Source organism: Acidiphilium rubrum, assembly GCF_900156265.1.
GTDB lineage: Bacteria > Pseudomonadota > Alphaproteobacteria > Acetobacterales > Acetobacteraceae > Acidiphilium > Acidiphilium rubrum.
This window is the reverse complement of record NZ_FTNE01000017.1, coordinates 13762-32968: the sequence shown is the minus strand read 5'-3', so window position 1 is coordinate 32968 and position 19207 is coordinate 13762. Positions and strand designations below refer to the sequence as shown.

General features: G+C 63.1%; 14 protein-coding genes, 1 tRNA gene and 1 pseudogene. 7 read left to right on the top strand and 9 right to left on the bottom strand.

Annotated features, from left to right (window positions below; all coding sequences use genetic code 11):
- The first annotated feature begins 78 nt into the window (after positions 1-78).
- From BW994_RS12855 to BW994_RS12845, 3 genes are read left to right on the top strand one after another with little or no spacing between them, the layout of a single operon-like run.
- On the top strand, positions 79-921 hold the full coding sequence (locus tag BW994_RS12855; protein WP_029312235.1) for an undecaprenyl-diphosphate phosphatase: 843 nt from the start codon (positions 79-81) through the stop codon (positions 919-921).
- A complete protein-coding gene (locus tag BW994_RS12850; RefSeq protein WP_029312236.1) occupies positions 921-2093 on the top strand; it encodes an MFS transporter in 1173 nt (390 codons plus the stop codon). Before BW994_RS12855 ends, BW994_RS12850 begins: the two co-directional genes overlap by 1 nt.
- Positions 2093-2845, top strand: coding sequence for a GDSL-type esterase/lipase family protein (locus BW994_RS12845; protein WP_029312237.1), 753 nt, complete (start codon positions 2093-2095; stop codon positions 2843-2845). The genes BW994_RS12850 and BW994_RS12845 overlap by 1 nt, the downstream gene beginning before the upstream one ends.
- Before the next feature lie 10 nt (positions 2846-2855).
- Here BW994_RS12845 and BW994_RS12840 read toward each other — a convergent pair whose 3' ends face one another.
- From BW994_RS12840 to BW994_RS12805, 8 genes are all read right to left on the bottom strand, one after another.
- Positions 2856-4625, bottom strand: coding sequence for a glycoside hydrolase family 15 protein (locus tag BW994_RS12840; protein ID WP_029312238.1), 1770 nt, complete (start codon positions 4623-4625; stop codon positions 2856-2858).
- A 48-nt stretch (positions 4626-4673) separates the two neighbouring features.
- The gene (rpiA, locus tag BW994_RS12835) at positions 4674-5963 is read right to left on the bottom strand and encodes a ribose 5-phosphate isomerase A (protein ID WP_245594139.1); all 1290 of its coding nucleotides are present in this window, start codon (positions 5961-5963) and stop codon (positions 4674-4676) included.
- The gene (gene pgl / locus BW994_RS12830; RefSeq protein ID WP_029312240.1) at positions 5951-6691 is read right to left on the bottom strand and encodes a 6-phosphogluconolactonase; all 741 of its coding nucleotides are present in this window, start codon (positions 6689-6691) and stop codon (positions 5951-5953) included. The genes rpiA and pgl overlap by 13 nt, the downstream gene beginning before the upstream one ends.
- Positions 6688-7509, bottom strand: coding sequence for a Cof-type HAD-IIB family hydrolase (locus tag BW994_RS12825; protein WP_029312241.1), 822 nt, complete (start codon positions 7507-7509; stop codon positions 6688-6690). Before BW994_RS12825 ends, pgl begins: the two co-directional genes overlap by 4 nt.
- Positions 7506-9110 carry a glucose-6-phosphate dehydrogenase gene (zwf, locus tag BW994_RS12820; protein WP_029312242.1) on the bottom strand — a complete coding sequence of 535 codons (1605 nt, stop codon included), beginning with the start codon at positions 9108-9110 and terminating at the stop codon, positions 7506-7508. Before zwf ends, BW994_RS12825 begins: the two co-directional genes overlap by 4 nt.
- A 2-nt stretch (positions 9111-9112) precedes the next feature.
- Complete coding sequence (gnd, locus tag BW994_RS12815) at positions 9113-10111, bottom strand: phosphogluconate dehydrogenase (NAD(+)-dependent, decarboxylating) (RefSeq protein ID WP_029312243.1); 999 nt, start codon at positions 10109-10111, stop codon at positions 9113-9115.
- 36 nt (positions 10112-10147) lie between these two features.
- The gene (locus BW994_RS12810; RefSeq protein ID WP_029312244.1) at positions 10148-12976 is read right to left on the bottom strand and encodes a bifunctional transaldolase/phosoglucose isomerase; all 2829 of its coding nucleotides are present in this window, start codon (positions 12974-12976) and stop codon (positions 10148-10150) included.
- Positions 12977-13118: 142 nt separating this feature from the next.
- Positions 13119-13895 (bottom strand): ROK family protein, encoded by a 777-nt coding sequence (locus tag BW994_RS12805; RefSeq protein WP_081849110.1) that lies wholly within the window; start codon positions 13893-13895, stop codon positions 13119-13121.
- Between the two features lie 163 nt (positions 13896-14058).
- On the opposite strand from BW994_RS12805, the gene lepA reads away from it, so the two are divergent.
- The 4 genes from lepA to BW994_RS20010 all read left to right on the top strand — a co-directional run bounded on the left by lepA (position 14059) and on the right by BW994_RS20010 (position 18005).
- Positions 14059-15864: a translation elongation factor 4 gene (lepA, locus tag BW994_RS12800; protein ID WP_029312246.1), complete on the top strand. Its 1806-nt coding sequence runs from the start codon at positions 14059-14061 to the stop codon at positions 15862-15864.
- A complete protein-coding gene (locus BW994_RS12795) occupies positions 15864-17255 on the top strand; it encodes a DNA recombination protein RmuC (RefSeq protein WP_029312247.1) in 1392 nt (463 codons plus the stop codon). Before lepA ends, BW994_RS12795 begins: the two co-directional genes overlap by 1 nt.
- A gap of 69 nt (positions 17256-17324) precedes the next feature.
- Positions 17325-17414 (top strand) — tRNA-Ser (locus tag BW994_RS12790).
- A 129-nt stretch (positions 17415-17543) separates the two neighbouring features.
- Positions 17544-18005: a hypothetical protein gene (locus BW994_RS20010; protein ID WP_029312248.1), complete on the top strand. Its 462-nt coding sequence runs from the start codon at positions 17544-17546 to the stop codon at positions 18003-18005.
- Here BW994_RS20010 and BW994_RS20550 read toward each other — a convergent pair.
- Positions 17979-19004, bottom strand: a pseudogene (locus BW994_RS20550) (recombinase family protein); the annotation flags it as partial. The gene BW994_RS20010 and the pseudogene BW994_RS20550 sit on opposite strands and share 27 nt — an antisense overlap.
- Between the last annotated feature and the right edge of the window lie 203 nt (positions 19005-19207).

The window sequence follows — 19207 nt, the reverse complement described above, 5'->3', positions numbered from 1 at the left end:
CGTTCATGCCGATTGCCTTTTCCGCCATGCTTGGCCAGAGAGAGGCGGCGTAGCGACAATCACGCCTGAGGAGTTTGCATGACGCCGTTGATCGCCGTTCTGTTCGCCATAATGCAGGGAGCGACCGAACTGTTTCCGGTCTCGAGCCTCGGTCACGCGGTGATCGTCCCTGCCCTGCTGCACTGGCACATCGACCAGCACGCGCCCTCCTTCCTGCCGTTCGTCGTCATGCTGCATGTCGGCACCGCAACCGCCCTGCTCGCCTATTTCTGGCGCGACTGGTGGGACATGCTGATGGGCCTGCTCGGCCGGGGCACCGGCGTGAACGAGCAGCGCGGCCTGCTGCTGCGCCTGGTGGTCGCGACGATTCCGGCCGTGGTGATCGGGTTCATTCTGAAAAAACCGATCCAGCATCTGTTCGCGAGCCCGCTGATTGCCGCGGTCTTCCTGATCGTCAATGGCGGCCTCCTGCTCGCCGGCGAACAATTACGCCGGCGCAAGGCCGCGCGCGGTATGGGCATCGCGCAACTCACGCTGGTCGATGCCTTCGTGATCGGTCTGTTTCAGTGCCTCGCGTTCCTGCCGGGTCTGTCGCGCTCCGGGGCCGCGATCGTCGGCGGCCTGACCCGAGGCATCGACCATGAGGCGGCAGCACGCTTCGCCTTCCTGATGGCGACACCGGTGATTGCCGGCGCCACCGTGGTGGAAGTGCCGAAACTGCTGCACCACCACAGCGCAAGCCACGGCATGTTCGGGCTGGCCGTGCTCGCGGCGGTGGTGGCCGGGCTGGTCGCATTCGGTTCGACCGCGTTCCTGATGCGCTATTTCCGCGATCACGATCGCTGGGCGCTCGGCCCGTTTGCCGCCTATTGCGCGGTGTTCGGCGTGCTGAGCCTGGTGCTGCTCACCGCCGGCATCTGATGCCGCCGATCCGCCCGGAGGCGAAAAAGCTGATGGGCGCGCGGCTTGCCCGCAGCATTGCCCAGGGCGCGCTGGTTGTCGATTTCGCACTTTATGTCACCAAGCTCGGCTGGAGTGCGACGTTTCTGGGCGTGGTGTTCGCCTTGGCAATCCTGTTCGCCGTGTTGCTCACCGCAACGATCGGGCCCGCCAGCGACCGGTTCGGCCGCAAGCGATTCGTGTTGATTTTCGAAGCCATCGCGATCATCGCCTCCCTGCTGGGGCTGTTGAGCCAGGCACCGGTCGCGCTCGCCTGTGCCGCGATCATCGGCGGCTTCGGCCGGGGTGCGAACGGCGCCGCCGGGCCGTTCGCGCCCGCCGAGCAATCCTGGCTGTCCGGCTACATCGACAAGCGCGATTTCGGTGCCGTGCTATCGCTCAACATCGCCATCGGCTTTTTCGGCATGGCGATCGGCGCGGTTCTGGCCGGCGTGATCGGCGCGCGGCAACCGCTGTTCATCCTGCCGCTCGCGGCATCGCTGGTTGCCGCGACGCTGCTGATCATCACACCGGATCGCGCCCGCAGCGTGGAGGTGGTACGAAACAATGAAGCCGCAGCCAGCAAAGTCGAGAACGGCCTGCTCTGGCGGCTCGCCGGGCTGAACGTGCTGAACGGCACCGGCATCGGCCTCAGCGGGCCGTTCATGTCCTGGTGGTTCGCCGCGAAATTCCACGCCTCGGCATCATCGATCGGGCCGGCGCTGGCAATCGGCTTCATCGCCGCGGGAGTGGCCTCGCTCACCTCCGGCCATCTGACGCGGCGGCTGGGCACGGTGCGCACCGTGGTGCTGATGCGCGGCATCGGCCTGGTCAGCCTGTTCGCGCTGCCCTTCGCACCAAGTTTCGTGGTGGCAACGTTTATCTACGCGGTCCGCTCCGCCTTCAACCGCGGCACCGCCGGTGCGCGCCAGGCGGTGGCGCTCGGGCTGGTGCGCGGCGACCGGCGCGGCCTTGCCGCCAGCGTGAACACGATTTCGGTGCTCGTGCCCCGCGGCATCGCCCCCGCCCTGGCCGGGGTGCTGTTCGAAACCGGTGCCCTCGCCGCGCCATTTCTGCTCGCCGGCTTGTTCCAGGGCGCCTACCTGTTCTTCTACCCGCGCGTGTTTGCCGCGCATGATCCATCGAGGTCCTGATGCTCAATCGTCTGCTGCTGGTCTTTGCCTTGCTCGCCGCCCCCGGCATTGCCGCCGCGCGTGTCAATCTGGCGGCGGCGCCGATCGGGCGGATGGATCTGCCCTGGTGGCGCGCCGGGTTCGAGGCCACGCTGGCGCAGGCCCGGACCGATCGCAACGCCCAACTCGTCTGGCTTGGCGATTCGATCACCTATTACTGGCAGCGCACCGGCGCGGCACCGTTCGAACAGATCAAGCCGATCTGGCAGCGCTACTACGGTCGCTATCATCCGCTCGATTTCGGCCTGATCGGCGATACCACATCGAGCGTGATCTGGCGGATCGACCATGGCGAATTCAACGGCCTGCACCCGAAACTGGTGATCGTGCTGATCGGTGCCAATAATCTGGGTGCCACGCATTGGGGCGCGCACCTGACCGTGCCGGGCATCAAGGCGGTGGTGGCCGACCTGCACCGCCACGTGCCGCACGCCAAAATCCTGCTGCTCGGCGTGCTGCCCTCGATCCGCTCGGCCTGGATTTCCGCAGAGACAGTCAAGATCAATCGCGATCTCGCGCAGATCTACCAGCACAACACACTGGTCACGTTCCGCAACGTCGGCGCCGTGCTCGAGCATGACGGCAAACCCGAAGCGTCGCTCTACGTCGACCCGCGACTACAACCGCCGCAGCCGCCGCTGCACCCCGATGCCACCGGGATGCAGCGAATCGCCGCCGCCCTCGCGCCGACCGTTGCCGTGCTGATGAAATAACTTCGCGTTATTATCCGGCGGATAACCGCAACGCTGAGTTCACCAGCGCGACATGGGTGAACGCCTGCGGAAAATTGCCGATCATGCGGCGGTTGATGGTGTCGTACTCTTCCGAGAACAGTCCGAGATCGTTGCGTAACGCAATCAGTTTTTCAAACAGCGTTTCGGCATCGTGCCGCCGCCCCATCATCGTGTAGTTATCGACCAGCCAGAAACTACACGCCAGAAACACGCCTTCCGTGCCGCTCAGCCCGTCTTTGCCGCCCGCCGTGTTATAACGCCGGACGAAACCGTCCTGCATCAGGTCCCGCTCGATCGCGGCGACGGTGCCGATAATCCGATGATCGGTTGGCGGCAGAAACCCCACCACCGGCAGCAGCAGCAGGCTCGCATCGAGCAGTTTTGAGCCATAGGCCTGCACGAAACTACCCAGCGCGGCGTCGTACCCCTCGGTACACACCTGTGCGTGGATCGTATCGCGGATCACGCGCCACCGATCAGCCGGGCCGTCGTAGCCGAACTCCTCAACCGAGCGAACCGCCCGATCGAACGCCACCCAGGCCATAACCTTCGAATGAACAAATTGCTGCCGGCCGCCACGAACTTCCCAAATCCCTTCATCGGGGAGCGACCAGATGGTCTCCAACTGTTCGAGCAGATTGACCCGCACGCTCCAACTGTTCTCGTCATGAAGCAGCCCGCCCTTGTGGGCCTGATAGAGCGTATCGAGCAACTCGCCGTACACATCGAGCTGCGTCTGCCCTGCGGCGGCATTGCCGATCCGCACCGGCTTCGAGCCCTCATAGCCGCCGAGCCAATCAACCTCCCACTCCGCCAGCCGCCGCTCGCCGGCGACGCCGTACATGATCTGGATATCGGCCGCGTTACCCGCCACCGCCCGGTCAAGCCAGTGACGCCAGGCCGAAGCCTCGTCGCGATACCCCGCCGCCAGAAACGCCTGCAGCGTGAAACTCGCATCGCGCAGCCAGCAATAGCGATAATCCCAGTTCCGCTCGCCGCCCAATTCCTCCGGCAAGGATGTGGTGGCCGCGGCAATGATGCCGCCGGTCTCCCAATGCGTCAGCGCCTTGAGCGTGATCAGCGAGCGCTTGATCACATCCACCCAGTGATTTTTAGCAGGCACCCTTCCGACCCATTTCTGCGATCGCTCGGCAGCCAGAGCAATGCCGTGCTCCGCATCGAAGGCGTGCGGGATGCGATGATGCGATTGCAGCCACGCCATCGAAAACGTCACCGTTTCACCGGCCTTGACGGTAAATTTCGCCTCGGTGTGACGGTTGCGCCCTTCCAGCGGCACGTCGGACCAGATCACGACCATATCCGGCCCGGCCACCGCAACCAGCCCTTCACCGTGCGGCAGGCGCTGCACCCAGGGGATGATCTTGCCGAAGCCGAAGCGGAATACCAGCTCCAGCTGCATATCCACTTCACCGTCGAGCCCGGTCACCTGCCGCACCAGGCGCGATGTATCGTGCGGGTGCGGCACCATGCAATCGGTCAGCCGGACCCTTCCGGCCGATGTCGTCATTTCGGTTTCGAGCACCAGCGTATCGTCGCGATAATACCGATGCGTACGAGCAACGGGATCAGCCGGTGCGATCAACCACCGGCCGTTCTCGCGCGTGCCGAGCAACGCCGCGAAACACGCATCGGAATCGAAACGCGGCAGACACATGAAATCGATCGAGCCATCCCGCCCGATCAGCGCCGTCGTCTGCCGATCACCGATCAGCCCATAATCCTCGATCCGTAAAGCCATGCGGACCCTCCTTCATCTCTGGTGATTGCGTGCCGCCAATCGGCGCGCTCAGACGCCCTCGGCAAGACGTTGCATGATCGAGGTGACAATCGCGATCGGCGATGCGTCAACGTCGATATTCATCACGGTTTCATCGGCACCGGGTGGTTCCAATGTCGCAAACTGGCTGTCGAGCAGATCAGGCGGCATGAAATGGCCGTGCCGCCCCGCCGCGCGCTTCGCCAGCAGATCGCGCCTGCCGGTCAAATTCACCAAAATCAGGCCCGCACAGCCGGAGCGGACCAGATCTCGATAATGACGCGTGAGCAACGAACTCACGATCACACCGCCGCAACCGGCATCACGCCATCCACGCAGCGCGCCGGCAATACGGTGTAGCCACGGCAGGCGATCATTGTCGTTCAGCGGATGCCCCGCCTGCATTTTTGCGCGATTGCTCTGCGGGTGCAGGTCATCGCCATCGATGAACGCAACCCCCAGGCACGCCGCCAGCAGAGCGCCGATGGTCGATTTTCCCGAAGCCGAAACCCCCATCACCGCGATCACCGGCTTGGGATGCGGCAGCGGGAGACCCATGCTGCGCAGCGTTGCCACATGCGATGCCACACCAGCCCGTGCCCAGGGGTCACCATCGAAACGCCGCGTGCTGCCATCCGTCATGCCGATGATCGCCGCGGCACAGCCATGGGTGAAGAGGCCGGTCTCGACCACGCCGGCAATGGTCTTCAGCGTCGCCTCCAACACCGGCGGCGTCATCGCCACCGCCATGGTACAGTCAACGATCCGATTACCATTGTCGGTCCGATACGGCGTCGCCGCATCGCTCATGCGGAGCACACCCGGCAAGCCGATATCGCCGATCCGCGCGATGGTCCGCTCGACCGCGAAATCCACGATCTCGACCGGCAGCGGCGTGCGCTCGCCAAGCCGGCGCACCAGCTTGCTCTCATCGGCAATCACCACGAACTGGCGGGCGGATTCGGCAATCTGCTTTTCGCGCAGCAGCGCCCCGCCCAATCCCTTGATCAGATGCAGCGTACCGAACTCAACCTCGTCCGCGCCATCGATCGCAAGATCGAGCATGCCGCTCAGCGGCACAACCCCGATGCCGAGTTCAGCCGCGCGGCGCTCGGTCACGAGCGAGGTCGCAACACAAGTGATCGACAAACTCTCAGCCTTTATCCGTTCCGATAACGCATCAAGAAAATACTCGACGGTCGAACCCGTGCCGAGCCCCAGATACATCCCCGTCTCGACCAGCAGCGCCGCCTCACGCGCGGCGGCGCGCTTCTGCTGATCGGGTGTGGCGATCATCGTCGCGCCGGTCACTGCGCCCATCGTCCCGCCGCATCCCGATCGACCAGCCACAGCACCCGCCCCGATGGCCTGATGCGCGCGGCCGGCACCGATGTCTCCGCACCGCTCAAAATACCATCCAGCATCGATCGCTTGCCGCTGCCAGCAACAACAAAGACAACCAGCCTTGCGCTGTCCAACACCGGATAGGTCAGCGTCACCCGCGCCTCGGGGCGTCCCTCGGTCACCGGCAGCACCCAGCGTGTGCGCTCCTCCAGCAACCGCTGCTGCCCCGGCAACAACGATGCCGTGTGTCCGTCATCGCCCATGCCGAGAAAACAGAGATCGAAAAACGGCCGCTCCGGGCTGAGCGTTTTGGCACCATACAAAGCCTGCAGCGCCTGTTCATAACGGTCCGCCGCCTGCTCCACCGTCAGCCCCCCATAGGGCACCGCGTGAACCCGCGCCGGATCATGCTCGACATGATCGAACAACGCCCGATCGATCATCCGCATATTGCTGTCAGGGTCGTCCGGCGCGACAAACCGCTCATCACCGAGCACGAAATCAAGCGCATTCCAGCGGACCTGATGATGATAGGGCGACGACGCCAGACGCTGATAGATCGATTTCGGGGTCGAGCCCCCCGCCAGCCCGATCACGCACCGCGCACCCGCCGTCGCTGCCGCATCGGCCAACAATCTAGCCCCGGCCTCCGCGAAAGCCTCGGCATCGGGCACTACCAGCAGCTCACCGAACGCCGGTTTCATGCGCCGAGCCCATCGAGAACGAAGCGCTCGATCGCCTTGGCAAACCCCTCGTCCTCATTGCTGTCGGTGGTGAATTTTGCGTGTGATTTCACCTCGTCATCGGCATTACCCATCGCGATCGCAACGCCGCTGCGCCGAAACATCGTCACGTCGTTCGGCATGTCACCAATCGTCGCTATCCGCTCGCGGGGGATGTTCAGCAATTCGGAAAGTTTGTCGACCACCGCACCCTTGTTAGCCTTCGCGTTGGTGATGTCGAGGTAATAGGGCTGCGAGCAGGCAGCCGTCACGTGGTCGCCGAATTCTTCCGTCGCGGCGGCCAGGGCAGCCTGCATCTTCGCCTTGTCATCGGTGACGCCAACGATCTTGACGACAGTCTTCAAATCTTCGGCCGAAAAATCATCCACCACCTCGGCATCGAACTGCACCGTGCTGGTCTCGCGCGCCACATGCGGCGCCGCGGCATCCCGGATCAACCAGCGCGTCTTGGTATAAATCCAGACGTCGAGCCCATGTTCACCAAGCAGCGCAACCGCCTTGCCGATCACGTCTTCCGGCAGATCATAGGCGTTCAGCACGGTCGTCATATCCGGTGCGAGCAGCACGCCACCATTGAACCCGGCAATCGGCGTATCGATCGCGAGCGGCGTGCTCACCATCGCCATGCCGCGCGGCGGACGACCGCTGGTGATCGCGAATTTGATGCCGGCGCGCCGCAAATCCGCGACCGCGCGCTGCGCCCGCTCGGTCAGGCGCTTCTCATTGGTGACCAGCGTGCCATCCACATCGGCCAGTACCAGATCGATCCGGCCGCTCATGCGCGATCATCCTTCGCCGGCACGCTGACCGGGCGCCAGTGGCGCGTCCTGTCATCATGCGACAGCAGCGCATCCGATGCCGCCGGACCCGCACCGCCACTCTCGTAATTCGGGAAATCGGCAGGTGTGGTCGAACCCCAATGGTCGATCACCCCCTGCACCACCCGCCAGGTTTCCTCGACCATGTCGGCCCGCTGAAACAGCGTCTGATCCCCGATCATGCAATCATACAGCAGCGTCTCGTAGCCGACGTTCGGCTCCGGCTTGAACCAGTCACTATAGCGGAACTCCATATTCGCCGGTGCCAGGCGCATGCTCTGCCCGGGCCGCTTGACCTCGAATTGCAGGGCAATCCCTTCATCGGGCTGAATGCGCAGCACCAGCCAGTTCGGCGGCAGGGTTTCGAGCGAGGTGTCCTGAAACGCCGCCAGCGGCGCCTTCTTGAACTGGATCGCAATCTCGGTCATCCGGCACGTCATGTGCTTGCCGGTGCGGATATAAAACGGCACGCCGGCCCAGCGCCAATTGTTGATCTTCAAGCGCATCCCAACATAAGTCTCGACCGCGGACTCCTTCGCGACATCCGGCTCATCCCGATACGCAATTACTGGCTTGCCGGCGACAGTGCCGGCGCCGTACTGGCCGCGCACCGCATCGTCATCCGCCAATGTCTCGATCGAGGCGAACAGATCGTATTTCTTGGCGCGGATCGCTTCGGGCTTGAAGCCCACCGGCGGCTCCATCGTCACCATGGCGAGCAGCTGAAACACATGGTTGGGCACCATGTCGCGCAGCGCGCCGGTCTGCTCATAAAATTTTCCCCGCCCCTCGACCCCGACGGTCTCGGCAACCGTGATCTGCACATGATCGATCCGATCGCGATTCCAGATCGGCTCGAACATACCATTGCCAAATCGCAACGCCATGATGTTCTGCACCGTTTCCTTGCCGAGGAAATGATCGATCCGATAAACTTGTTCCTCCTTCAGTACCGCAAGCACCTGCGCGTTCAGTGCTTTGGCCGAATCAAGGCTGTGGCCGAACGGCTTTTCGATCACCACCCGCCGCCAGGGCGCACCCTCGTCGCCCTTGTGCTCAACCAGCCCGGCCGCACCTAGATGTTCCACGATCGTGCCAAAAAACCGATCCGCGACCGCCAGATAAAACAGCCGGTTGCCGCCGGTGCCATGCTGCGATTCCAGCGATTCCAGCTCGGTCTTCAACGATTGGTAGAAACCGGCATCGGTGAAATCACCCTGCACATACGACATATGCGCGGCCAGTTTCGACCAGTTCGCTTCGTCGATCGCCTTGATCTGATCTTCCGCATTCGGATCGCCGATGAAGCTCTCCAGCGTCTTGTGCAACGAGGCTTTCCAGTCATCGGTGCTGCGCTTGGCAATATCCGCACCGATCAGCACGAATTTCTCGGGGGTCAATCCGGTATTCGCCAGATTATACAACGCCGGCATCAACAGCCGCTTGGTCAGATCACCGCCGGCCCCGAAAATAACGATGCTGCACGGTCCAGGCGGCTTGGCCGAAGCAGGCTGCGCCGGCGTCGCGGTTTCACCATGCGGATGGTTCATCAGATCGCCCATGATCAATCGCCTTTCGCAACCGGCGTATGCCCCTGCTCCAGATGACCGCCGAAGCCCTGGCGCATCGCTGAGAGCATTTTCTCGCCGAACGTGTGTTCCTGGCGGGACCGGAATCGCGCGAACAGCGATGCGGTCAGCACCTCCGCCGGCACCGCTTCCTCGATCGCCGCCTCAATCGTCCAGCGCCCTTCACCGGAATCCTCGACATATCCGGTATAGGCAGCAAGCTTCTCATCCTTGGCCAATGCGGAAGCGGTCAGATCGAGCAGCCACGATGATATCACGCTGCCGCGCCGCCACACTTCGGAAATATCGGCGAGGTTGAGGTCGAACCGCTGCGCCTCCGGCAGATCGGTCGAGGCCTTGTTGCGCAGAATATCGAACCCCTCCGCATAGGCCTGCATCAGCCCATATTCGATGCCATTATGCACCATTTTCACGAAATGCCCGGCGCCGACCGGGCCGGCATGAATATAGCCCTGCTCCGCCCGCGGATCATGCCCCTTCCGATCCGGCGTCTTGTCGATCGTGCCGATGCCGGGTGCCAGCGTCTTGAAGATCGGGTCCAGATGATCGACGATCTCGGTCTCGCCGCCGATCATCATGCAATACCCGCGATCGATGCCCCAGATCCCGCCCGAGGTGCCGACATCGACATAGTGCAGCCCCTTCTCCTTCAGGCTGGCGGCGCGGCGGATGTCGTCCTTATAGAAACTGTTGCCGCCATCGATGATGATGTCACCCACCGACATCGCCCCGGCCAGCGCCTCGATCGTATCCTCGGTAATCTTGCCGGATGGCAGCATCACCCAGATCGCCCGCGGCGCATCGAGCGCCTTGACCATCGATGCCAGATCAGCCGCACCGGTCGCGCCATCCTTCTCAAGTCCCTTGACCGCGTCGGTCGATTTGTCGAACACGACGCATTCGTGCTTATCACGCATCAAGCGGCGCGTAATGTTAGCACCCATGCGGCCAAGGCCGATAATTCCGATTTTCATGTGCCGGCTTTCCTTGTTGAGGTCCGTTCGGTCGTCTCAGTGAAACGAGTGCTCCATCGCGTGGGCAAGATCCTTCAGCCCGCTCGCGACATCCTTCAAATGAACGCGGATCACCCGCCGTTCGCGCTCGACCAGCACGCTCAGATCACCCTCGGCCTGCGCGGCCTTCACCTGGCTGAAACTGTATTTATGGTCGGGCACCGGCAGATCATGCGCATCGTCCGTCGTAATCTGCAGAAACACGCCGCTGTTCGGCCCACCCTTGTAGGCCTGGCCTGTGGAATGCAGGAACCGGGGCCCGAAGCAGAGGCAGGTCGCAACCTTGCGGTGGGTCATCAACCGCTTGCGCACGCCCTCCAGCGCCGCAAGATGCGCCTTGTCGCGTTCGATATAGGCAAGAATCGCAATGTAATCGCCCGCCTCGGCGCGCCCGAAATGCTGCTTCAAATAAGCCGACAGCGAATTATGCCGGCCCAACGCCGCTGCGTTTGCCGCATCGGCAAACACCGCAATGCCGTTCTCGCGAAACACCGGCTCACCCTGCGGGGCCGACCCGCCCTGCTCATAGGCATCGGTCAAGGCGCGTGTCTTGATCTTGCTCGCCTCGACATCGGGCTGGTCGAACGGATTGATCCCGATCACCGCACCGGCGATCGCCGTTGCCATTTCCCAACGGAAAAACTCCTGCCCGATGCTCATCACATCACGCACCATGATCCGTACGACAGGATGCCCCGCCCGCGCGAGTGCGGCCACATGCGCCGCCTGTCCCTTGTGCTCGTCACCGGCGAGGCAAAGATAGGCGAACACCCGGTCCTTGCCATAGACGCTGACATCCTCAAGCGGTTCGCCATCCACCGGGATCAACCCATGCCCCAGTTTGCCGGTCGATTCGGCGATCAATTGTTCGAGCCACGCCCCCAGATCGGCAATACCGGGCGAGGCGATGATCGTCACCTTGTCGCGCTTGAACTGCTTCGCCGCAACGCCGAGCAGCAAGCCCAGTTGCGCCCCCGGATTCTGATCAACCGGCACGCTCGCGCTGCACGATTTCACCATATGCGCCGTATGCGTCAGGAATGTTTCGACATCGATGCCCATGGCCGCCGCCGGCACCAGGCCGAATTTCGACAGCACGGAATACCGCCCGCCGATCGATTTCACGCCGTGGAACACATGCGCGAAACGATCATGCTGGGCCACACGCTCCATCGCCGACCCCGGGTCGGTCACCGCGGTGAAATGCTTCGCCCAATCGGCCGCACCAACCGTCTCGATCATGCGCGATTTGAAATAAGCGAGGAATATGTTGGGCTCCAGCGTCGAGCCCGATTTCGACGACACGATGAACATCGTCTTCTTCAAATCCAGCGCGGCTTCCAGCGTGCGGATCTGCGCCGGATCGGTCGAATCCAGCATATGAAACTGCGGCCATCCCGCCTTGTGGCCAAAGCTCCGCGCCAGCACTTCCGGCCCGAGGCTCGAGCCCCCCATGCCGAGCAGCGCGATATGGCTGAAACCCTGCGCCTTGATCGAGTCCGCGAAGCGCGCGAGCGTGCCGACATGCGCATGCTCCTGGCCAACAATATCGAGCCAGCCGAGCCATTTGTCTTCATCCGCGCCGGTCCACACCTGCTTGTCGCCGGCCCACAGCTTGCGGATCGTGCCTTCCGCCAGCCAGTGCTTGCTGGCCTCGGCAACCGCCGCCTTCAACGCGCCATCCGCCTCGATCGTGGCTTCGTTCACCGGCACCAGCGCCGAACGCTTGACCGCCACCGCGCCGAGCAGTTGGTCGAACGCGGTCGCGAACTGGCGCACCCCATCGATCACCAGATCATCCGTGACGGTCTCAAGCGAAATACCGTGCTGTTCGAGCGATTTCAGAATAGCCAGCGCGCCGTCAAGGTCCTGCTCCACCGCATCCGGCATCGCCTTGCCATGGTCGCGGAACGCATCCATCGTCGCCGGCGGCATGGTGTTCACCGTATCACGGCCGATCAATGTCTCGACATAGAGCGTATCCGGATAGGCCGGATTCTTCACGCTGGTGGAAGCCCAGAGCAGGCGCTGGCTATGCGCGCCTTTCGCTTCCAGTGCTTGCCATTTCGTACCTGAAAACAACTTCTTATAGGCAGCATAAGCAACTTTCGCATTCGCGATCGCCGCCTTACCCAGCAACGGCTTCAGCGCCGCATCGCCGCCGGCATCGATCTTGCCCTGCAACTGCTTGTCGATCACATTATCGATCCGGCTGACGAAAAAGCTCGCGACACTCGCGATTTTCGAAACATCGCCACCCTGTGCAGCGAAATGCTCCAGCCCGTCGATATACGCATGCGCCACCGCCTCATACATCGGCACCGCGAACAACAGCGTCACATTGATCGAAATCCCCTCGCCGATCAGCGTGCGGATCGCGGGAATCCCGGCGGTGGTTGCCGGCACCTTCACCATCAGATTGGGCTTGTCGACCGCCTTGTGCAGCCGCCGCGCTTCAATGATCGTCGCCTCGGTGTCCATCGCGAGATACGGTGAAACCTCGAGGCTGATATAACCATCCCGCCCGTTGGTCGCCTGATACACCGGCAGCAGCACATCGGCCGCCGCCTTGATGTCACCGATCGCCAGATGCTCGTAAATCGCCATCGGCTCATGATCGCCATGCTGCACGAAGCGCTCGAACGCCGCGCCATATTCCGGCGCATGCGCAATCGCCTTTTCAAAGATCGATGGGTTGGACGTCACCCCCTTCAGCCCGTCCCGCTCGATCATCCTGGCCAGCTCGCCGCCCTCGATCAGGTCGCGCTGAACGAAATCGAGCCAGGGGGCCTGGCCGGTTTCAGCGAGTTGTTTGAGCGGGTTCATAGCAGAATCTCCTGAAGTTGGTCGTGGATGATGATCGTTTCAGTGCAGGCCGAGACATCACGATGCCGGTCATCCGTGGCGGCAGGTGGTGCGGCATCGGCCGGAAGTCACGCCCATGCGGCCGGTTGTGACCGCATCGTGATCACGCCCGGCGCCGGAACACACCGTCCCACAGGCGCACACCGCCGGTGATGCCGGTCTCGTTCGACACCAGATGCACATCGGCCGGCAGCGCAAAATTGATCGCGGTCACGTTGCCGCCGCCGATATAGAGCAGATCGAAATTGACCAGCACCCGCAGCGCATCGACGGTGCGCAGCACGTGTTTGTTCCATTTTTTGACCCCATCGCGGATCAGCGCGGCATGGCCGATATATTGGTCATAGCTGTATCGCTTATGCGCATTGTGCTGCCCCATCTCCAGATGCGGCGCCGGCTTGCCGTCGGTGAACAGCGCAAATCCCATGCCGGTGCCGAGCGTAATGGTGCATTCCAGCCCCCGCCCGGCAATCGCCCCCAGCCCCTGCACCGTCGCATCATTGGCCAATCGCACCGGCCGCGTCAGGCGCGCCGCCAGCCGCTCGGCCAGCTTGAACCCGTGCCACAAATCGTTGCCAAGGTTGGGCGCGGTCAGCACCGTGCCCTCGCGCGTCGCCCCGGGAAACCCGACCGAAACCCGGTCGAACCGCCCGAGCGGTGCGACCAATGCGCTGATCGTATCCACAACCACGTCCGGCTTGCGCCCGAGCGGCGTCACCACGCGCTCATAATTGGTCAGCAGCGCGCCATCGGGTGCCACCAGCGCCGCCTTGATATGGCTGCCGCCCACATCAATCCCCAATGTCACCAAGTCCGGCTCAGTGGCACCCGGGGGCTCGGTGGCACCTAGCGGCGCGGCGGAATGCAGCGGAACATCCATTCGGTCGTCTCCGGCTAAAGGCCCTTTCCGCCGATGTGGCGCGAGCGATCGGGGTTTTCAATCGCACCACGAAACTGTCGCATAAACGGCCGCCCCGTTGAAGCCCCCCGCCCAGTCCGACCGGAGCGCTGACACGGCACGGTTTTTCGACTATGACGGCAGCATGACCTCGACCCCCACCGAACTGATCCGCAATTTTTCGATCATCGCCCATATCGACCACGGTAAATCCACCCTGGCTGACCGGCTGATCCAGGCCACCGGCGCGCTCACCGCCCGCGAAATGACCGAGCAGGTGCTCGACAACATGGATATCGAAAAAGAGCGCGGCATCACCATCAAGGCGCAGACGGTGCGGCTCAGCTATCCCGCCAAGGACGGCAAGACCTACATCCTGAACCTGATGGACACGCCCGGCCATGTCGATTTCGCCTACGAGGTCAGCCGCAGCCTCGCCGCCTGCGAAGGCTCCCTGCTGGTGGTCGATGCCTCGCAAGGCGTCGAAGCCCAGACCCTCGCCAATGTCTACCAGGCCATCGACGCCAATCACGAGATCGTGCCGGTCCTCAACAAAATCGACCTGCCCGCCGCCGAACCCGACCGCGTCAAACAACAAATCGAAGACGTGATCGGCCTCGATGCGTCGGATGCGGTGGAAATCTCGGCGAAAACCGGCCTGAACATCGAAGCCGTGCTCGAAGCGCTGGTCACCCGCCTGCCGCCGCCGGTCGGGGATGATACCGCCCCCCTTACCGCCCTGCTGGTCGATAGCTGGTACGACCAGTATCTCGGCGTCATTATCCTGGTGCGCATCAAAAACGGCCGCCTGCGCAAGGGCATGCGCATCCGCATGATGTCCTCCGGCGCCGTCCACACCGTCGAACAGGTCGGCGTCTTCGCCCCCAAACTCCGCCCGGAGCCCGATCTCGGCCCCGGCGAAATCGGCTTCATCACCGCCGCCATCAAAACCGTCGCCGATTGCAACGTCGGCGACACGATCACCGATGATCGCCACCCCGCCACCGAAGCCCTCCCCGGCTTCAAACCGTCAATCCCCGTCGTCTGGTGCGGCCTCTACCCGGTCGAAGCCGATGATTTCGAAAAACTGCGCGAAAGCCTCGGTCGCCTCCGCCTGAACGACGCCAGCTTCCACTACGAGGCCGAAACCTCGGCCGCGCTGGGGTTCGGCTTCCGCTGCGGCTTCCTCGGCCTGCTGCATCTCGAAATCGTGCAGGAACGCCTCTCCCGCGAATTCGACCTCGACCTGATCGCGACCGCGCCCTCGGTGGTGTATCGCCTGACCAAGACCAATGGCGAAACCATGGACCTGCATAACCCGGCCGACATGCCGGATGGTTCCCTGATCGACCATATCGAGGAACCCTGGATCAAAGCGACCATTCTGGTGCCGGACGACTATCTCGGCGCGGTCCTCACGCTGTGCAACGAGCGGCGTGGCCACCAGGTCGATCTTACCTATGTCGGCAATCGCGCCATGGCGGTCTATCGGCTGCCGTTGAACGAGGTGGTGTTCGATTTCTACGACCGGTTGAAGTCGATTTCGCGCGGCTACGCCAGTTTCGATTACCAGATGGACAATTACCTCGAGAGCGACCTCGCCAAAATTTCGATCCTGGTCAACCTCGAACCGGTCGATGCGCTGTCGTTCATCGCGCATAAATCGGTCGCCGAGACCCGCGGGCGGGCGATCTGCGCCAAGCTGAAGGATCTGATCCCCAAGCAATTGTTCAAAATCGCGATCCAGGCCGCGATCGGCGGCCGGGTGATCGCGCGCGAAACCATCAGCGCGCTGTCGAAAGACGTGACGGCGAAATGCTACGGCGGTGATATTTCCCGCAAGCGCAAACTGCTCGACAAGCAAAAGGAAGGCAAAAAGCGGATGCGCCAGTTCGGCAAGGTCGAAATTCCGCAATCCGCCTTCCTCGCCGCATTGAAAATGGACGCCTGATGCTGCCAATCGTGGTGGCGCTGGCCGTCCTCGGCCTGCTGCTGCTGATCGTCCTGGTCCTGCTGGTCGGACAAAATCGACGGATCGAGGCATTGCGCCTGTCGATCGACGCAGTGCCGCACGCAATGACCGAACCGGCACGCCAGGCACTCGCCGGCGGCATCGAGCGTCTGCAGGACGGCGCACGCAGTCAGGCCGAACACCTCGCCCGCAGTTTCGGCTCGATCAACGCAACGATCGGTGATTTGTCGTTGATGATCACGCAACGCCTCGGCGAAGCCGAAAGCGCCGCCCAATCCGGCCGCGCCCAAACCCTCAGCGAAACCCTCGCCGTGATCGCCCGCCTCACCGAAAGCCAGACCAGCCTCGCCGACCGCGTCAGCCGCGACCTTGCCGCGGTCTCGGTCACCCTGCGCGACGAACAGGAAAAACTCCGCACCCAGGTCGAATCCAAGCTCGAGACGATCCGCGAAGGCAACGAGGCCAAGCTCGAAGCCATGCGCCGCGCGGTCGATGAACAACTCCAATCGGCGCTCGAAAAACGCATCGGCGAAAGCTTCCAGCGCGTCTCCGAGCAATTCGCCCAGGTGCAGCAGGCAATCGGCCAGGTGCAGAACGTCGCGGTCCAGGTCGGCGACCTCAAACGCCTGTTCGCCAACGTCAAATCCCGCGGCGGCTGGGGCGAGGCGCAGATCCGCCAGACCATGGAAGACACCCTCCCCCCCGGCACGTTCGAGGCCAATTTCCGCCCCGACCCCGCCAGCGCCGAAACCGTCGAATTCGCACTCCGCATGCCGGTGCGCGAAGGCGACCAACCGGTCTACCTGCCGATCGATGCGAAATTCCCCACCGAAGACTACGACCGCCTGCTCCTCGCCGCCGAAGCCGGCGACCGCGCCGCCGAGGACACCGCAATCGCCGCCCTCGCCACACGCATCCGCAACGAAGCCAAAAAAATCGCGACCAAATACATCCGCCCCCCCCGCACCACCGACATCGCCATCCTCTATCTGCCCAGCGAAGGCCTGTTCGCCGAAGTCGCCCGCATCCCCGGGCTGATCGAAACCATCCAGCGCGAAACCCGCGTGCTGATCCAAAGCCCCAGCCTTCTGCCCGCCCTGCTGCACACCATCCGCGTCGGCCATTTCACCGTCCAGCTCGAACGCAAGGCCGGCGAAATCGGCAAAATCCTCGGCGCCGTCAAAGCCGAATGGGGCAAACTTGGCGACGCGATGGACAAACTCGCCAAACGCGCCACCGACATGACCGGCGAAATCGACAAAACCCAAATCCGCATCCGCGCCGTCGGCCGCACCCTGCGCGAAGTCGAAGCCATCGATGACACCCAGGCCGCCCCCCTGCTCGGCCTGCCCCCGCAAGCCGAACCGTAATACCTGCCAACCACCCCCGCCCGAAGCCCTTGTTCCCCCTGAACTTGTTGGCTATGAACCGCCCACGCGGGAGGGATGGCCGAGCGGTTTAAGGCGCACGCTTGGAAAGCGTGTGTGCGTGAAAGCGTACCGTGGGTTCGAATCCCACTCCCTCCGCCATTTCAGTCCCTGAGTGGGCACTGAATTTGCGCTATTTTTTCCGGTCAGCACCTGTAGCAGCCGCGACTTTGATCCCATGATCCGGACCTCGCCATCGGCGACCTCCACGCGCTGTGCGAGCGCGCGAAGATGGTCGCGGCGATAGCCACCCCCTTCAAGGCGGATACGCCGCCGTGCGATTTCGGCGAAGTTGCGCACCATCTGCGGGGTAACGGCCTTGCTGCCGGAGTTCTCAAGCATGGCCTGGGCGCGCTCGGCATCGGCCTTCGACTGATCGCGGATGGCCTTCAGGCCGTCGATGCGGTCCTTGAGCGCCGGGTCGTTCAAGTCGGCGACGCCCGCCTCGATGGCGTCGTAGAGGCGTTTGAGGCGCGCTTCGGATTCCGCCGCACGCCGGTTCAGTTCGCCAATGTGCTCATGCTGGCGCTCGGATCGCTCCTGTCTCCGGTCGAGCACGGTGGCGAGGATCGTTTCCAGCCTTTCGGGCTGGAGGAGACGGTCTTCGAGATGGCTGGCGACAAGATCGTCCAGCTTGTCCATCGGCACCGCCATGCCTTCGCAGGCGGTCGGCCCCTGCCGGGCTTTCATTGAACAGGCGTAGTAACGATACCGCCCGCCCTTGCCGGTGCGGATGGTCATGGCTCCGCCGCACTTGGCGCAGTAGATCAAGCCCGTGAGCATCGTTGGACCGCTGATGACGGCGGATGGCGTCACCGTGGGGTGTCGGGCTTTGAGCAGCGCCTGCACCGCGTCGAAGGTCTCGCGGTCGATGATCGGCGGCACCGGCACGACGACGATCTCGCTGACCGGCTTCAACTCCTTGGACTTGGACCGCTTGTTGAACTCATGCTCGCCCATGTAGGTGCGGCGGGTCAGGATGCGGTGGACTTGGCCGATACCCCAACGGCCGCCGTCGCGGGTGAAAATGCGATTGCGGTTCAAGTGGCTGACGATGTTCTTCACGCCCATCTGGCCTTTGGCGCCGTCGCCGTGGAGCGCAAGCCGGTAGATCAGGCGTACCGTTTCGGCGTGGAGCGGATCGATCTCCAGCTTCTTCTTGACCTTCGCGCCGCGTTGCCCGGCCGCGACGACACGGTAGCCGATGGGCGGCAGCGAACCGTTCCAAAAACCCTGCCGGGCGTTTTCCTTCAAGGCCCGCATGACGTGCTTGGCGTTTTCCTTGGACTGATATTCGTCGAACAGCGCCATGATCTGCCGCATCATGACGTGCATCGGATCGTCGCCCATCTCCTGGGTAATGGAGACGAGCTTCACCCCATTCTTCGCGAGCTTCCGGACATAGAACTCCAGCTCGAAGTGATCGCGAAAGAACCGGCTGAACGAATGGACGATCACCACGTCGAACGGCGCGGGCTTCGACGTGCCCGCCTCGATCATGCGCTGAAACTCGGGGCGCCGATCATTGGTGGCCGATGCGCCCGGCTCCACATAGGTTTCGACGAGCTGGTAGCCGCGTGAAGCGCAATAGGCTTCACCCTGACGCTTCTGATCGGGGATCGACACATCATGCTCGGCCTGCCGCGCCGTCGAGACGCGCAGATAGAGGGCGGCCCGTAGCGGCACGGTCATGGCGTATGTCTCCCTGTCACATCATCGGCACGACCCGGACAACTTATCGAAGAGGTCGCCGAACCACGCCTCAAACACGTCCACCTCGGCTTCCGTGACCGGGATATGCTCGGGCCAGTCGTCGGTGACAGTCCAGGTGGAGAGGTCATGCTTCGGCGGCCGGCCCGGAAACGGCCAGGGTTGACCGAGCAACGCTTTAAGTT

Coding starts and splice junctions, on each gene's coding strand:
- zwf (WP_029312242.1), bottom strand. CDS start 9,110: ATGGGCGATCTGATGAACCATCCGCATGGTGAAACCGCGACGCCGGCG.
- BW994_RS12795 (WP_029312247.1), top strand. CDS start 15,864: ATGCTGCCAATCGTGGTGGCGCTGGCCGTCCTCGGCCTGCTGCTGCTG.
- BW994_RS12805 (WP_081849110.1), bottom strand. CDS start 13,895: ATGGATGTTCCGCTGCATTCCGCCGCGCCGCTAGGTGCCACCGAGCCC.
- rpiA (WP_245594139.1), bottom strand. CDS start 5,963: ATGGGCGCAGTGACCGGCGCGACGATGATCGCCACACCCGATCAGCAG.
- BW994_RS12810 (WP_029312244.1), bottom strand. CDS start 12,976: ATGAACCCGCTCAAACAACTCGCTGAAACCGGCCAGGCCCCCTGGCTC.
- BW994_RS12845 (WP_029312237.1), top strand. CDS start 2,093: ATGCTCAATCGTCTGCTGCTGGTCTTTGCCTTGCTCGCCGCCCCCGGC.
- BW994_RS20010 (WP_029312248.1), top strand. CDS start 17,544: ATGGTCGCGGCGATAGCCACCCCCTTCAAGGCGGATACGCCGCCGTGC.
- BW994_RS12825 (WP_029312241.1), bottom strand. CDS start 7,509: ATGAGCGGCCGGATCGATCTGGTACTGGCCGATGTGGATGGCACGCTG.
- lepA (WP_029312246.1), top strand. CDS start 14,059: ATGACCTCGACCCCCACCGAACTGATCCGCAATTTTTCGATCATCGCC.
- BW994_RS12840 (WP_029312238.1), bottom strand. CDS start 4,625: ATGGCTTTACGGATCGAGGATTATGGGCTGATCGGTGATCGGCAGACG.
- gnd (WP_029312243.1), bottom strand. CDS start 10,111: ATGAAAATCGGAATTATCGGCCTTGGCCGCATGGGTGCTAACATTACG.
- BW994_RS12855 (WP_029312235.1), top strand. CDS start 79: ATGACGCCGTTGATCGCCGTTCTGTTCGCCATAATGCAGGGAGCGACC.
- BW994_RS12850 (WP_029312236.1), top strand. CDS start 921: ATGCCGCCGATCCGCCCGGAGGCGAAAAAGCTGATGGGCGCGCGGCTT.
- pgl (WP_029312240.1), bottom strand. CDS start 6,691: ATGAAACCGGCGTTCGGTGAGCTGCTGGTAGTGCCCGATGCCGAGGCT.